The following is a 14008-nucleotide window of genomic DNA, read 5'->3' on the forward strand; positions in this document are numbered from 1 at the left end:
AAAGGGTGTGAACGGGTCAGTCGAGAATGCGGAAAGCGTGGCCGCAGCCCAGGCACAGCCAGGGCGTGCCCTCTCCGGGTGGGAAGAGGTACTGCACCATCTGCTGCCCGGCGGCGGCACCGGCGATGCCACCCGAGGCCGCGGCCACCACGGCGGCGGCGATGCGGGTCATGGGAAAATTGAAAGACGCTGCCACCAGGCGGCTGGGCGCGTAGAGCGAGGTGTAAGCCCCCTTAAGGGAGCCGACCAAGGCACCGGCTGCGGTGCCCAGCTTGCGAGCGGTCTCGAGGTTGATGGCGCGCTGCGCGTCACAGCGCGAGCAGGGTGGGGGCATATCGAGTCTCCTGTATTGGTAGTTCAAGCCCGGGGAGGGCTCAGCTCACAGGAGTGATATAGGTCTTAAGTTTTTTTATTCGCAGCTGGCTCTATCGCTGGCCTCTTCTGCGCGCCGGCTTTCTGCTCCAGCACTCGAATACGGTATGGTCATACTGGCGAGCCACTTCAGCGACCGTGGTCTTGCCCTTGAAGATGTCCATGACCACGGTGGCTTTGCGCTTCGCGGTCCAGCGTTTAACGGTGGGTTCGTTGCTCATCTCATCCTCCTGGTCGCTGCACTATAGCCTGTGCAGCTCTGGAGGGGGGCACTTCAATAGCTCCTAAAGTCTACTTTAGTTAAAAATTATAAGGTAATTAATGCTGGTAAGTGTAGGGTCCCGGATGATCAAATCGCCTATAGGAGTTATCCTTTGCTAGCCGCCAGGGAGAAACCGCTCAGCGCCGATGGTAGTGTGGGGTCTCCCCATGTGAGAGTAGGTCATCGTCAGGCCCCTTTTCAGAAACCCCAGCCCTATGGCTGGGGTTTCGTCGTTCTGGGGGGTCTCCCCATGGAGAGTCCCGGAGCGCCGGCCGGGTACATCGTCAGGCACTTATAGAGAAAAGCCCCGATCATCGTGAGATGGTCGGGGCTTTTCGCATTTCTGGCGATCATGCGGCCGCCATGCCGGACTGATAGAATCACCCCCTGTTTCGTGTCGTGGCCGATCACCATGCAATCCAGTTCCCGCTCCATCGTCACCAACCAGCCCGGGCCCCACGAGGACCTGAGCCGGCGTGTGGCACGCGCCCTGGCGCACCCGCTGCGCAAGCCGGTGGCAGAACATACCCGTCGCGCCTTCGAGGCGGCGCGGACATGGCGTGCCGCGCGGCTCGACATGCCGCTGATTCTGGACGCCGGCTGCGGGGTGGGGCTCTCCACCCGCCGCCTGGCGGAGCGCTTTGCCAACCATGCGGTGATCGGCGTGGATCGCAGCGAGAGCCGCCTGACCCGCGAGCATGGCCCGCTGCCCAACAACGCCCTGCTGGTCCGCGCCGACCTGGTGGACTTCTGGCGCCTGGCGCTGGCCGATGGCTGGCGGCCCGTGCGCCACTACCTGCTCTACCCCAATCCCTACCCCAAGGCGGCCCATCTCAAGATGCGCTGGCAGGGCCACCCGGTCCTTCCGGTGATCCTGGCCCTGGGCGGGCGCCTGGAGCTGCGCTCCAACTGGCGGCTCTATGTGGAGGAGTTCGCCCTGGCCGTGGCCCAGGCAACCGGCCGCAGGGCCGAGGTGGGGCCCCATGAGCCCGGAAACGACTTCCTGACCCCCTTCGAGCAGAAGTACCATGTCAGCGGACAGCCGCTCTGGAAGCTGGTGGTGGAGTTGCCCCATGACCCCGAGCTGGTCCCGGCCTCGTGACGCGGCTTCCCTCGATATCCAGCCACTGATATCCCCCCTCCTGATCCAACTCCGCGGTGTTGCCATGTGTCGTCGTCTGTCGAAACTGCTTCTCTTCCTGCTCTGCCTGCTGCCGGCGATTGCCCAGGCCTCGGGCTTCACCCAGTTGGGCCGGCTGGCCGACAAGGGCTTCCTGATCAGCGCCGAGGCGCGCCTGATCGATGAGGGCACGGTGCTGGGGGCCATCGAGGCCGATCGCCAGCTCTCGCCGGCGTCGGTGACCAAGAGCTACCTGGCGGCCGCGGCGCTGGACCGCTGGGGCCCCCAGCATCGCTTCACCACTCGGCTGCTCGGCGAGTCGCGCCCGGACGGCGATGGCGTGCTGTCGGGCGACCTGATCCTCGATGGTGGCGGCGACCCGGCGTTGACCACCGAGGACCTGTGGCGGCTGGTGCAGCGCCTCCACCAGGCCGGGGTGCGCGAGGTGGAGGGTCGGCTGCTGGTCAGCCAGTGGCGCTTCGGCCCGGTGGAGTGCATCACCACCGACCGCTGCCAGGCCCGCGATCGCACGGCCAACGCCTACAGCGCGCTGCTCTCCTCGGCGGGGGTCAACTACGGCAGCTGGTGCGTCAGCGTGGCACCCGGCGCCGCCCCCGGGCAGCCGGCCCGGGTGACCGGCTGCGACAGCCAGGCGGCCATTCTCGAGATCGACAACCGCGTGGAGACCCGGCCCGACAACAGTGGCACCGAGCTGCGCGCCGAGCGCATCACCCGCAACGGCGATGATGTCATGGTGCTCAGCGGCCAGATCTCCACCAATGCCCGCCCCCGGGACATCTACCGGGGCAGCTCCGATCCCGCTGACCAGATGGCCAGGACCCTGCTGGGGATGCTCGACCAGGCCGGCATCGCGGTGCGCGGGGGGGCCGAGACCACCCTGGCCGAGCCGCCTGCCGGCGCCCGGTCGCTGGCCGAAGTCGAGGGCAAGCCGCTGCAGGAGCTGCTGCTGCGGGTGATGAACTACTCCAACAACTTCATGGCCGACATCCTCGCCCTGAACCTGGTGGAGACCCCCCGCGCCGACCTGCGCCTCGGCGGTGCGGCCATCGAGGCGTTCGTGGCCGGCATCCCGGACCACGGCCCGGTGACCCTGCTCAGTGGCAGCGGCCTGACCACCGAGAACCGCACCTCGGCCCGTGGCGCCAATGCGCTGCTGGAGAGCATGTTCCACCGTCCGTCGCTGTTCCCGAGCTTCGTGGCGACCCTGCAGTCCCCCGGCAACGGGGTGATGCGCTTCATCCGCCGCGGCTCGCCGACCTTCCAGCACCACGTCATGCTCAAGACCGGCACCCTCAACCAGCCGGTGGCGGTGCGGGCGGTGAGCGGCTACTTCCGCACGCGCAGCGGGCGCTGGGGGGTCTTCACCGCGCTGGTCAACGGCACCGGCAGCACCCCCTACCTGAGCTGGTCCGAGGTGCTGGATCCGCTCTCGGTGGACCTCGAGCGAATGATCGACAACCATTGAGCGGCCCACCTCCCACCCAAAGGATCCCCCGATGAAGCCCGGACATACCGGTTGGCGCCACCTGGTGCACTCCACCCGCTACTCCCTCAAGGGGCTCAAGGCTGCCTGGCGCCATGAGTCGGCCTTCCGTCAGGAGCTGGCCCTCTGCGTACTGCTGCTGCCGCTGGCCTGGTGGATCGGCCAGGGGCCGGTGGAATGGATCCTGCTGGTGGGCAGCTGCCTGCTGGTGCTGGTGGTGGAGTTGATCAACAGCGCCATCGAGAGCGTGGTGGACCGCATCGGTCCCGAGCACCACGAGCTCTCCGGACGCGCCAAGGACCTGGGCTCCGCGGCGGTGATGGTGTCGCTGGCCCTGGCCGGACTCACCTGGCTGCTGCTGGCCGGGCAGAAGCTGTTCGGCTGAGTCGCTCGTCGCTCCGGGTGCCCATGGCGTTCGCGCTTCGCTATGCTGGGGGCATTCGCCACCCGGACGCGAGACGCCCATGCCCCTGCCCGATGACTTCCTGCCGCTGATCGATATTCCCGAGCCCCTCAAGGCGCCCCTGACGCGCACCCGGGAGCGGCTGGCCGAGGCGCTGGCCCAGGCCGACCACCTGGCCGGCATGACCGGGCGCGAGTCGCCCCTGGAAGACTGGCAGGGCCTCGCCGAACCGCGCCGCGAGCAGCTGGCTCGGGTGCTGGCGATCTCGGAGTTCGTGGCCGAGACCCTGGTGCGCTACCCGGAGTGGCTGCTGCACCTGGATGCCAGCGGGGAACTGGACCTCGCCCCCGACGCGGAGAGCCTGCGCGACTGGCTCGAGGAGCGCCTGGAGGCGGCCGAGGACGAGGCCGCCATGCAGGCCGCCATTCGCCGCTTTCGCCGCGCGCGGATGACCGGCATCGTGTGGCGCGACCTCACCCGGCCCGAGGGCACCGACATGTGGGCCACCGCCGCCGCGGTGTCCCGCCTGGCCGAGGTGTGCCTGGAGGGGGCGCTCACCTGGCTGGAGCGCTTCCTCGCGCCGCGCTGGGGCCGGCCCGCCCCGCGCCGCGACGGCAGCGAACAGCGCCTGGTGGTGCTGGGCATGGGCAAGCTCGGCGCCGGCGAACTCAACCTCTCCTCCGATATCGACCTGATCTTCGCCTTCGCCGAGAACGGCGAGACCGAGGGTGGGCGCAAGTCCCTGGTGCACCAGGAGTACTTCACCAAGTTGGGACAGCGGTTGATCGGCGCCCTGGATGCGGTGACCGCCGACGGCTTCGCCTTCCGCGTCGACATGCGCCTGCGCCCGCTGGGCGACGGCGGCCCCCTGGTGGGCAACTTCAGCTCCCTGGCCAGCTACTACCAGGACCAGGGGCGCGAGTGGGAGCGCTACGCCATGCTCAAGGCGCGCCCGGTGGCCGGCGACCTGGACGCCGGGGCCGAGCTGCTGGCCAGCCTGCGCCCCTTCGTCTATCGCCGCTACCTCGACTTCGGGGCCATCGAGTCGCTGCGCGAGCTCAAGGGCATGATCAACCGCGAGGTGCGCCGCAAGGGCATGGAGGGCAACATCAAGCTCGGCCCTGGCGGCATCCGCGAGGTGGAGTTCGTGGTGCAGGCCTTCCAGCTGATTCGCGGCGGGCGCGACACCGAGCTCCAGGTCACCTCGCTGAAGAGCGCCCTGGAACGGCTGCCGGCGCTGGGCCTGCTGCCCGTCGCGGTGGTCGAGGAGCTCATTCCGGACTACGTCTTCCTGCGCGACCTGGAGCACGCCCTGCAGGCGCTGGAGGATCGACAGACCCAGAGCCTGCCCGACGATGACCTCGACCGCGAGCGGGTGGCCCTGGCCCTGGACATGGAGGACTGGCCGGCGCTGATGGCCAGGCTCGACGAGGTCCGCGCCCGGATCCGCCAGCACTTCGATGCGGTGATCGCCGACCCCGAAGAGGAGGTCGAGGAGGCGTCGGAGGAGGCGGCCGGCGGCATCGCCCTGGAGCAGTGGCGGGCGCTGTGGCGCGGCGAGCTCGACGAGGAGGAGGTCAGCGTGCTGCTGGAGGAGGCCGGCTTCGCGGAGAGTGCCACCGCGGCACGGCGGATCGCCTCGCTCTACCACTCCCGCCAGGTCCAGACCATGCAGCGCATCGGCTTCGAGCGCCTGGAGGCCCTGATGCCGCTGCTGCTCGACGCCGTGGCCGAGAGCGAGGCGCCCGACACGGCGCTGGAGCGGGTGCTGCCGCTGATCGAGGCGGTGCTGCGGCGCACCGCCTACCTGGCGCTGCTGCGCGAGAACCCCGAGGCGCTGGGCCACCTGATGACGCTCTGCGCGGCGAGCCCATGGATCGCCGAGCAGCTGGCCCGCTACCCGATCCTGCTCGACGAGCTGCTCACCCCCGAGACCCTCTACACCCCCGCCGACAAGGCGCGCCTCGCCGACGAGCTGCGCCAGACCCTGGCGCGGATTCCCGAGGAGGACGAGGAGGCCCAGCTCGAGGCGCTGCGGGTCTTCAAGCACGCCCAGACCCTGCACGTGGCCGCCTCCGACATCGCCGGTACCCGCCACCTGATGAAGGTGAGCGACTACCTCACCTATATCGCCGAGGTGATCCTCGAGGCGGTGCTGGCCATGGCCTGGAAGCACCTGACCCGCAAGCACGGCGTCCCGGAGCTGGCCGACGGCAGCCGCGCCGGAGCCGAGCCAGACTTCCTGATCGTCGGCTACGGCAAGCTCGGCGGCATCGAGCTGGGCTACGGCTCGGACCTGGACCTGGTGTTCATCCACGACGGCGCCACTCAGGGCAGCACCGATGGCCAGCGCCCCCTGGACAACGCCGTCTTCTTCACCCGGCTGGGGCAGCGCATCATCCACCTGCTCACCGCGGTGACTCCCGCCGGCACCCTCTACGAGGTGGACATGCGCCTGCGCCCCTCCGGCAACTCGGGGCTGCTGGTCAGCTCGCTGGCCGCCTTCGCCGACTACCAGCGTCGCGATGCCTGGACCTGGGAGCACCAGGCGCTGGTGCGTGCCCGGGTGGTGGCGGGGCATCCGCGCCTGGTCGAGGGCTTCGACGCCATCCGGCGCGAGGTCCTCGGCCGCGAACGCGACGCCGAGGCGCTGCGTGAGGAGGTGGTCAAGATGCGCCACAAGATGCGCGACCACCTGGGCGGCAAGAGCGGGGAGGGGGAGTTCGACCTCAAGCACGACCCCGGCGGCATGGTCGATATCGAGTTCCTCTGCCAGTACGCCGTGCTCGCCATGGGTCACGAGGCCCCGGAGCTGCTGCAGTGGAGCGATAACATGCGCATCCTCGAGACCCTGGAGGCCGCCGAGCGCCTCCCGGCCAAGGAGTGCCAGCGCCTGCGCGAGGCCTACCTGGCCCTGCGCAGCAGTGCCCACCGCGCCTCGCTGACCCGCGAGCCCGCCCGGGGACGCAGCGACGCCTTCCAGGACCACCGCCGGGTGGTGATCGAGGCCTGGCAGCGGCTGCTGGAGCCGCCGACGCCCTGACCCTCGGCAGGTGAGGTGCCTGCCCACCTGCCCGCTGGCCCCTCGCCAATGCCTGCCCCGGCCGTCTCGACGGCCGGGGCTTTTCTCGTGTTGCGTCACCCTCGGGCCGCCATGGGGAAAATAACCAGATTGGATATTTCACCCCCCAAGCGCCGTTGCCGCGAGCTCTTGCCAGCCCATAAGCTGCATTCACCCTGACGGGCAGCAGGCCCGCTCAGCCACGCAACGCCAGATTGCCATTACAACAGCCTATTACAACAACGGGTGACAACATGTTCTACAAGACAGCGCTAGCCTGGATATTGCACCGGAAATGAAAAAGGCGGCTGAAAATCGGTTATAATTCAAGCTCCGACCGATCAGTCAGACAGGACTGCCGCCTGACTTGCCGTACACAGGATTTGACAATAACTCACTAGACATTTATCAATATGCTTTCATCCCATAGCGCCCTCGCATTTTGGGGAGACGAGGCAGGAGATCGGATTGTCATGACACACCATAGCTTGGAAGACTGGTGTCGGAGGATGTCTAAAAGGATGTGGGCCCGTCAGTGTTTCATTACTCAAGGGTGTATAGACCGCTATTACCTGAGCGCTTCTGCTACGCCTGAATCAAAGGTAGTTCTGTATCGGGCCCCGCTCGGCTATGGAAAATCTGTACAAGTGGCCTTGGCAGCAAACACTCACGAACAGGAACTTGAGAGCGCCGTTTATATCAATACTCGATCCTACCCTGACTCATGTGACGTTAATGACAGTTTGTTTGCAGCGTTAGTTTTATATCAACTCGAAGGAGTTGAATCTTGGCGCACGATAAAAAGTGACATCGACACCATCGAAGTTCTTCGAAACGCACTGTGTAATGCAAAAAAGACGATAAGAATTTGCCTTGATGGGGTTGGCGAGGCTAAACATACCGCGGATTTGATTGAGGATTTAATCTATGAAACACCGAGCAATGTGAAATTTTTCATTGCACCGAGTAGCGTCGGGGCGTTGCCACGTTTGTCTATGATGGCGGGTGTTGTAACGTATGGTGCTGATGAACTTGTATTTACAGAAGAGGAGGTTAGTGAATTATCGGGTATGGGTGGCCCCGAAGCCAGCAACATCATAAAAGCCACCGGTGGATGGCCAGCACTTGTCAGGCTTATGTGCCGAACCCCAAACCCAAATCTCCCCGCAGCGACTTGGCCGGAAACTCGCTCGTATTTCAGGGACAACCTCTTAACTGGACTACCCAAGAATACGAGGACCTTTCTTTGCAATGCAGCGATGCTCGAAGTAATCAGCGCTGAATGCTACGACTATGTATATAAGACAGAAGAGGCCGACCGGGAAATTTCGTTTCTTAACGAACATTATGCTCTTTTAGCTCCCACCGTGGCTTCTGGTGATCGTATGGATATGCACTTTGTGCTGCGAGAGTATTTGCGTAGTTTATTTAACACCACCCAACGAGAACGTCGCTCGTATGTGCTGAAACGGGTCGCATTCTGGCATTGGCGTAGGGGGGAGTATCCCCATTCAATCAATGCAGCTCTGGAAGCCAGTGACCATCGCTGGGCTCGCGTCGTAAGTGACAGCATTATCCTGGACGTGGCGCTCAGGCAGGGTGAAATCGAAGTACTTCGCACCTGGTTTGAAAAAGTACCAGCTCGTACGATAAAAAAAATCGCTTCCTTGAGCATAGGTTACGCGTGGATTTTGTATTTTAGCCAACAAGCTCGTCAAGCAGAGGAAATACTGGCTAGTTCGCTTCATCCGAGCTCCAGGGGGTTGGGCAATCTTGATGAGGAAGGATGGCGGGAATTGGTTAATGCGATAGGCAAAGCTACACAGGATGAATTACTGGAGAGTCAGGTTCTCTGTCAAAAATGGATAGACTCCTTTGGCGACCGTAACATGGTTGGCAAAGGCGCCGCACTTACTTGCCAGGCATTCATTGCCTCCAGTGGACGACATTTTGAAGAGTTGGAGCGATTATCGCATCGAGCGGCTGTGGCCATCCAGTCATCCAATCAACATTACGCTTTTATTTGGCTTAAAACGGCAGAAATTCAGGCTGAACTGTTTAAGGGTGACATCGCCCGAGCAATGAGAGCGTTGATTCAGGCGAATAAAACAGCAGAAAAGATTCAGGTGCCAAAAACTTTTTTAAATAAAATGTTTGGCGCTCTTGAGTTACAAATCCTACACGAACAGAACCATCACCTGGTTACCCAGGAATCCGCACAGGCTTCGTTCGATTTCGCTTTGAACTATGGTGTTACAGATATTCTGTGGGGGTGTACACAGGCCTACAGCCGTTTTCTGTACCACCAAGGGTTCCGAGATAGAGCCATGGCCTTGTTGGAACAATCTCGCCTAGCCGCCTGCGAGCGAGAGCTCTCTCGCCTCAACATCCTGACTAAGGTTCAGTTAGCTGAGTTTACTCTCCTGAACAACGAGGAATTGGGTCCACCCATACTCCCCGATGAATGTGAGCTGACGTTCCTGCCAAATCAAAACCAGGCCATTCAAGCACGTATGGCCCTGGTAACCTCAATGTATAGACTACGGCTTGGGAAACAGTTTGGTGTCGCCGAAAAATATGCCAAACAAGCACTACAAAGCGCCAGCGCAATTTCAGATGCTAGAACCAGGATCGCCGCCCACTATTGTCAGGCCCTGGCAGCCTTTGCCCTCGGTTCATCAAAATCGGCGAAGCGCACGATTCTTGATGCCAACCTACTTTCGGAACATTTGAACTGTCACTTCACACGGCTCTGGATCAAAGAAGCGCTACTTTCTCTTAGCCCCCTTGCTCAGGATCTTTTTAACGATCTGCCAGACGACTCTGAAGCTAAAGCTACGAAGGATCCCGATGTCAGAATAGAAGACTCCAGCGTGCCACCTGTGCCCGGCAATGCCCACTCAACTATCACGATAAAGCAGATTTCTCTGTTGAAATGCGTAAGCAACGGAATGACCAACAGAGAAATAGCTGAACGGCTTCTTGTGACGGAGGATACCGTCAAATGGCATATGAAGAAGATTTTCAGCGAACTTAAAGTAACCAACCGGGTTCAGGCAGTCACTGAAGCTCGACTGCGCGGACTTTTATAGTGCTACAAAAACAAAAGAGGAATCGAGCGAATATGCAAAAAATAGTTATTATTGGCGCTGGAATAGCCAGCCTGACCGCCGCAGAGGCTCTCCGCCGGAATGGATTCGACGGAACGATTACCATTTTGGGCGAGGAAAACACGCTGCCTTACCAGCGTCCCCCGTTGTCCAAAGCCTATTTGACCTCAGATGAGTTGCCCTCGCCAACTCCGATCCGTTCTCCTAATTTCTTTCGGGACAACAAAGTTGAATTTGAACAAGGCGGTAAAGTAATAGCGCTTGAACGATCGGCAAAGCAAGTAGTGATTCAAGGCGGCAGGAAAATTAAATACGACACGCTGATTTTGGCAACAGGAGCGAGGCCACGTCCTATTGATTTACCTGGTGAGAGCGCAAAAAATGTTTTCTATCTCAGGAATCTTGACCACTCCACCGCATTACGTAATGCCCTGTTAGCCCCGGAATGCGAGAAGGTGGCCATTCTCGGCGCGGGTGTTATCGGGCTCGAAGTCGCCTCCGCTGCCAATCTACAGGGAAAACAAGTCTCTGTGTTTGAGGCCAACAGCCGAGCGATGTGTCGAGTAGCGTCACCATTAACAAGTAATTTTGTCAGAAACCGCATGGCCTCTGCCGGCGTAATGTTCTACTTCAATGCTAGCGTCAACCAGATTCTCACTGAGGGAGACCGAGCTTCCGGTATCCGTTTGTCCGACGGCACTACCAAACCCGCAGACGTCGTTGTTATCGGTATAGGAGCCATCCCCAATGCCGAACTTGCGCAAGACGCAAACCTGGATTGCGACGGTGGTATTATAGTAGACAGCGGCATGCGTAGCTCCGACCCTGACATATTTGCGATCGGAGATTGCGCTAAAGCCGTCAACGTTTCCACCAATACACCCATCCGAATAGAAACTATTCATAATGCCATGCTTCAAGCACAAATTGCGGCGGCTCATATTTGTGGTAAACCGTCTCCGCCTGCCTCTCCTCCTCGTTTTTGGTCAGATCTCAACGGCATGAAAGTCCAGTGTATTGGAATCGCCACTGGATACGACCGAATTCAGCGGCGTCCCACAGAGAGTGACAATGCCTGTGAATTCTGGCTCTTTTCCGGAGACCGGATGATCGCAGCTGAAACAGTCAATCTTCCCACCCGGCAAGCCAAGCTATCTGATGTTCTTTCAGGGTAACCACAAGCAATGGGATGGACTCCTCCTCACCTCACCGGCATCTAACCCGGATGTTTCATAAAAGCTCCAAATAGCCATCCAATCCCGCCATCAGCATGCCCACCTTGCCCGAACATGATAGGTGTTCTTATCAAGGGGTCCGGATTTACCTCCGGACCCATACTTTATCCGCACGAACCGCTTAATATTTGAGCAATTCCAGTGCCCAGGCGTGCGAGAGCCTCCCGAGGGCCGGGATGGCGGTGGCCGGGAGTGCCGATGGCGGCTCAGCTGGTGTTTGGCGTGGGCCGAGGCAGCCGGTATAACCGTTCGGTGATCGTGTGCAGAAGGGCTTTGACCGGGCAGCTGCTGGGCAGGTGGAGCTTGATGCGGTCTTTGTACTGCACGACTCGTACGGCCAGTTTGAACAGCTTGATGATGACCGTCGAGGGCTGGGCCCGGGACAGCTCAGTGCCTTGCAACAGCTCGGCGTACAGCATCTCCGGGGCCGGCTCTTCCAGGGAGGTGACAACGAAGCGGGGGTTGTCGCCGAGCCCCATGACCTCGGCTTTCAGGACGGTGCGAAAGGCCTGCGGCCAGGAGCGGGCCTGATAGTCGAGCTCATGGAAGGTGCGTGAGCGTTGCGGCGGCTCTTGCTCGGCGAGGCGGGCATTGTGGCAGCGGGTCTCGTGCAACCGGCGGGTGTGCTCCAGGTGTGGCTCGGGCAGTCTTTTCAGACGGCTGTTACCGGCCAGGCCGAACAGGAAATCCGTGTACGGATCGTCAAGCGCCAGCTGCATCAATTCCACGTTGGCAAAATGGCCGTCACCCCGCAACAGGATGCGGGTCTCGGGCCAGTGCTGGCGCAGCCGCTTGAGCACTCGCTTGAGGATCATCGCGTTCTCTGCCCCCTTCGGGCGTTTGCCGGGGCGCAGTGCCGCGGTAATGAACTTGCCCGACAGGCCCTCAAACAGAAACAGCGGCAGATAGCAGTGGCTCTGGTAATGGTGGTTGTAAAACGCCAGTTCCTGCTGGCCATGGGTCTGGTCCTCGGCGTGATCCATGTCGAGCACGATTATCTCTGGCGGCTTGGCGTAGCTGGCGACAAACTGTTCCACAAAGGCCTCGGCCAACCGGTAGAGGTCGCGGGTGTTGGCGGCATTCTCCAGACGCGAGAAGGTGGGGGCACTGGCCAGATCCTGCTCCGCCTCAAGCGGCAGGCGTTCGGCGCCGAGCTTGAACACCGGGTCACGACGCAAGGCATTCGCATCGTTGGCATCGGCGTAGCCACAGGCGATCTGGAAGATGCGCTGGGTCAGCAGATCCTCCATTGAGTGATCGATGTAGGAGGCGTGACGGCCGTCATGAATGGCCTGGGCCAGTCGATGGATCAGGCCGATTTGCTGGTCAACGCCGCGCAGCAACAGGGGCCCGAAGTCGGATGACAAGGCCCCGCCCTCGAAATCGGCTCGTACGGTAAAGCCGGCAAAGGAGTTAAGCTCAAGTCTTGTGTATGGAGGGAAGTCGAGAGGGTGACGTATCCTGCTGATTGGTGGCAGGCCAAGCGACCAGAGTTATTTACCAAGCGGGTAATCAATCACACGGGACCCGACACATATAAAACAATACGTTGTTTGGTGATATTTTCGGTGAGAAGATGGCAGGTGGCCCGCGCGACAGAGGGGCTTTGCACCATCTGGGGCGCAAGGTGCATACACTTGCACCAAGGAGGGAATGCGCGCGATATGCCAAGCGTATGGATTGCTGTGGATCATTCTGACGTTGCATGGGCATCGATATGACGTATCATGGGTGTACCCACAACGACTCAAACTGACCCGGGTCGATGATGGCAGGAGGTCACGATGGACATGGATCTCATCGGTACGAACGACACGAATGGCAATGAGATGATGGTGGACCTCAGCTTGCCGGGTGATGTGTACACCAACCCCGTGTCGTTTATCAGGACCGTGAGGAAGGGGCTGCCAGGAAGCGTGCTCAAACAGGCTATCCAGGCACTGTCAGCGGATCGAGATGTCTTTATCAGGCTCCTGGAGACAGACTCCGGCAATCTGCATCGCTTCTACAAGCGCAAAGCACTGAGCCGAGCGCAGAGTGAGGAAGTGCTCGATACCGTCAAGCTGTACGTTGAAGCCGGTAAGGTCTTTGGCGATCGCGAGGTGGGCCATGAGTGGCTGCACACGGAAATTGCCGCCCTCTCCGGATCGCGCCCCGTCGATCTGCTGGATACGTTTGCCGGCCGTGAGCTCGTGCGCCAGGTGCTGCGCAAGATCAGCTACGGTGAATTCAGCTGATGTACCTCTACCGGATTGCGCCAGAACGGTTCATCGGTGATCTATCCGGGCAGGGGGGAAGCTATCGTGACGGGGCGCGATGGAATGATGCTGGCCACCCCGTCCTGTACTTTGGGACAAGCGCCTCGGTGGCCATGTTGGAGATGGGGAACTACATCCCCAACCCACGTCTGATCCCGAAAGACTACGTGCTGGGTATCTATGAGGCGGCGTCGAGCGCCATCGAAACCGTGGCGCTTGATGCACTCCCGGAGGACTGGGACCTTCACCCTCCTGGTCGAGGCACGCAGAGGGTGGGTACGGATTTCCTGGAAGCCGGCAACAACCTGATCCTCTTGGTGCCCAGCGCTGCCGCCACCGGGATCGATCAAATCGCCGTGGTGAATCCGCGTCACCCAGACATCGGCAAGATATCGCTCGTCAGCATTCAACGGCGGATTTACAACCCGAGGTTGTTCCAAGGGTTCAAGTGACGGCTGGTCGCTTGGCTCCTTATCCTGGCGGTAAGTGCTGATACCGCCTTGGTGCTGCAACGTGCCATGGGCTTGATCGATCTCGGCGACAGCGACACGCTGCGGTGTACCCCGCGTTGGCAACGGGCCTCCAGCAATGCGTGCGGTATGACGTCCCTGTCCCAGGACCGGCCGTCTCAAGCCACGCCGTCGCCGCTACTGACCGATCATCCAGTACCCTCGTGAGTGAGG

The 14008-nt window shown here is 61.3% G+C and carries 11 protein-coding genes and 1 pseudogene; 9 read left to right on the plus strand and 3 right to left on the minus strand.

Going from position 1 to position 14008, the window contains the following annotated elements:
* Window positions 1-16: 16 nt before the first annotated feature.
* A complete protein-coding gene (locus D1793_RS18595; RefSeq protein ID WP_119023435.1) occupies window positions 17-334 on the minus strand; it encodes a hypothetical protein in 318 nt (105 codons plus the stop codon).
* Window positions 335-425: 91 nt separating this feature from the next.
* Window positions 426-593 carry a DUF1153 domain-containing protein gene (locus tag D1793_RS18600; RefSeq protein ID WP_205527579.1) on the minus strand — a complete coding sequence of 56 codons (168 nt, stop codon included), beginning with the start codon at window positions 591-593 and terminating at the stop codon, window positions 426-428.
* Between the two features lie 453 nt (window positions 594-1046).
* On the opposite strand from D1793_RS18600, the gene D1793_RS18605 reads away from it, so the two are divergent.
* The 6 genes from D1793_RS18605 to D1793_RS18630 all read left to right on the plus strand — a co-directional run bounded on the left by D1793_RS18605 (window position 1047) and on the right by D1793_RS18630 (window position 11007).
* Complete coding sequence (locus D1793_RS18605) at window positions 1047-1736, plus strand: methyltransferase domain-containing protein (RefSeq protein ID WP_119023436.1); 690 nt, start codon at window positions 1047-1049, stop codon at window positions 1734-1736.
* 64 nt (window positions 1737-1800) lie between these two features.
* Window positions 1801-3240, plus strand: coding sequence for a D-alanyl-D-alanine carboxypeptidase/D-alanyl-D-alanine-endopeptidase (gene dacB / locus D1793_RS18610; protein ID WP_119023437.1), 1440 nt, complete (start codon window positions 1801-1803; stop codon window positions 3238-3240).
* A 31-nt stretch (window positions 3241-3271) separates the two neighbouring features.
* Window positions 3272-3643 (plus strand): diacylglycerol kinase, encoded by a 372-nt coding sequence (locus tag D1793_RS18615; RefSeq protein ID WP_119023438.1) that lies wholly within the window; start codon window positions 3272-3274, stop codon window positions 3641-3643.
* Between the two features lie 79 nt (window positions 3644-3722).
* Window positions 3723-6704: a bifunctional [glutamate--ammonia ligase]-adenylyl-L-tyrosine phosphorylase/[glutamate--ammonia-ligase] adenylyltransferase gene (gene glnE, locus D1793_RS18620; protein ID WP_119023439.1), complete on the plus strand. Its 2982-nt coding sequence runs from the start codon at window positions 3723-3725 to the stop codon at window positions 6702-6704.
* Window positions 6705-7243: 539 nt separating this feature from the next.
* The gene (locus tag D1793_RS18625; RefSeq protein WP_240407724.1) at window positions 7244-9814 is read left to right on the plus strand and encodes a LuxR C-terminal-related transcriptional regulator; all 2571 of its coding nucleotides are present in this window, start codon (window positions 7244-7246) and stop codon (window positions 9812-9814) included.
* A gap of 32 nt (window positions 9815-9846) precedes the next feature.
* On the plus strand, window positions 9847-11007 hold the full coding sequence (locus tag D1793_RS18630; RefSeq protein ID WP_119023441.1) for an FAD-dependent oxidoreductase: 1161 nt from the start codon (window positions 9847-9849) through the stop codon (window positions 11005-11007).
* A 266-nt stretch (window positions 11008-11273) separates the two neighbouring features.
* Here the strand turns inward: D1793_RS18630 and D1793_RS18635 are convergent, their stop codons facing one another.
* Entirely contained in the window at window positions 11274-12527 is a 1254-nt protein-coding gene (locus tag D1793_RS18635) for an IS1380 family transposase (protein ID WP_119023442.1), read from the minus strand.
* 324 nt (window positions 12528-12851) lie between these two features.
* Between D1793_RS18635 and D1793_RS18640 the strand changes: the two genes are divergently transcribed.
* The 3 genes and pseudogenes from D1793_RS18640 to D1793_RS18650 form a co-directional block, all read left to right on the plus strand.
* The gene (locus D1793_RS18640; RefSeq protein WP_205527580.1) at window positions 12852-13304 is read left to right on the plus strand and encodes an antitoxin Xre/MbcA/ParS toxin-binding domain-containing protein; all 453 of its coding nucleotides are present in this window, start codon (window positions 12852-12854) and stop codon (window positions 13302-13304) included.
* A complete protein-coding gene (locus tag D1793_RS18645; protein ID WP_119023443.1) occupies window positions 13304-13777 on the plus strand; it encodes an RES family NAD+ phosphorylase in 474 nt (157 codons plus the stop codon). The genes D1793_RS18640 and D1793_RS18645 overlap by 1 nt, the downstream gene beginning before the upstream one ends.
* A gap of 48 nt (window positions 13778-13825) precedes the next feature.
* Window positions 13826-13978 (plus strand): annotated as a pseudogene (locus D1793_RS18650) (IS1380 family transposase); the annotation flags it as partial.
* Between the last annotated feature and the right edge of the window lie 30 nt (window positions 13979-14008).

Source organism: Halomonas sp. JS92-SW72, from assembly GCF_003547075.1.
Classification (GTDB): Bacteria; Pseudomonadota; Gammaproteobacteria; order Pseudomonadales; family Halomonadaceae; genus Halomonas; species Halomonas alkalicola.

Excerpts from the sequence above, each read along its gene's own strand:
- D1793_RS18625 (WP_240407724.1), top strand. The coding sequence starts at position 7,244 with ATGTGGGCCCGTCAGTGTTTCATTACTCAAGGGTGTATAGACCGCTAT.
- D1793_RS18615 (WP_119023438.1), top strand. The coding sequence starts at position 3,272 with ATGAAGCCCGGACATACCGGTTGGCGCCACCTGGTGCACTCCACCCGC.
- dacB (WP_119023437.1), top strand. The coding sequence starts at position 1,801 with ATGTGTCGTCGTCTGTCGAAACTGCTTCTCTTCCTGCTCTGCCTGCTG.
- D1793_RS18605 (WP_119023436.1), top strand. The coding sequence starts at position 1,047 with ATGCAATCCAGTTCCCGCTCCATCGTCACCAACCAGCCCGGGCCCCAC.
- D1793_RS18640 (WP_205527580.1), top strand. The coding sequence starts at position 12,852 with ATGGACATGGATCTCATCGGTACGAACGACACGAATGGCAATGAGATG.
- D1793_RS18595 (WP_119023435.1), bottom strand. The coding sequence starts at position 334 with ATGCCCCCACCCTGCTCGCGCTGTGACGCGCAGCGCGCCATCAACCTC.
- D1793_RS18630 (WP_119023441.1), top strand. The coding sequence starts at position 9,847 with ATGCAAAAAATAGTTATTATTGGCGCTGGAATAGCCAGCCTGACCGCC.
- glnE (WP_119023439.1), top strand. The coding sequence starts at position 3,723 with ATGCCCCTGCCCGATGACTTCCTGCCGCTGATCGATATTCCCGAGCCC.
- D1793_RS18645 (WP_119023443.1), top strand. The coding sequence starts at position 13,304 with ATGTACCTCTACCGGATTGCGCCAGAACGGTTCATCGGTGATCTATCC.
- D1793_RS18600 (WP_205527579.1), bottom strand. The coding sequence starts at position 593 with ATGAGCAACGAACCCACCGTTAAACGCTGGACCGCGAAGCGCAAAGCC.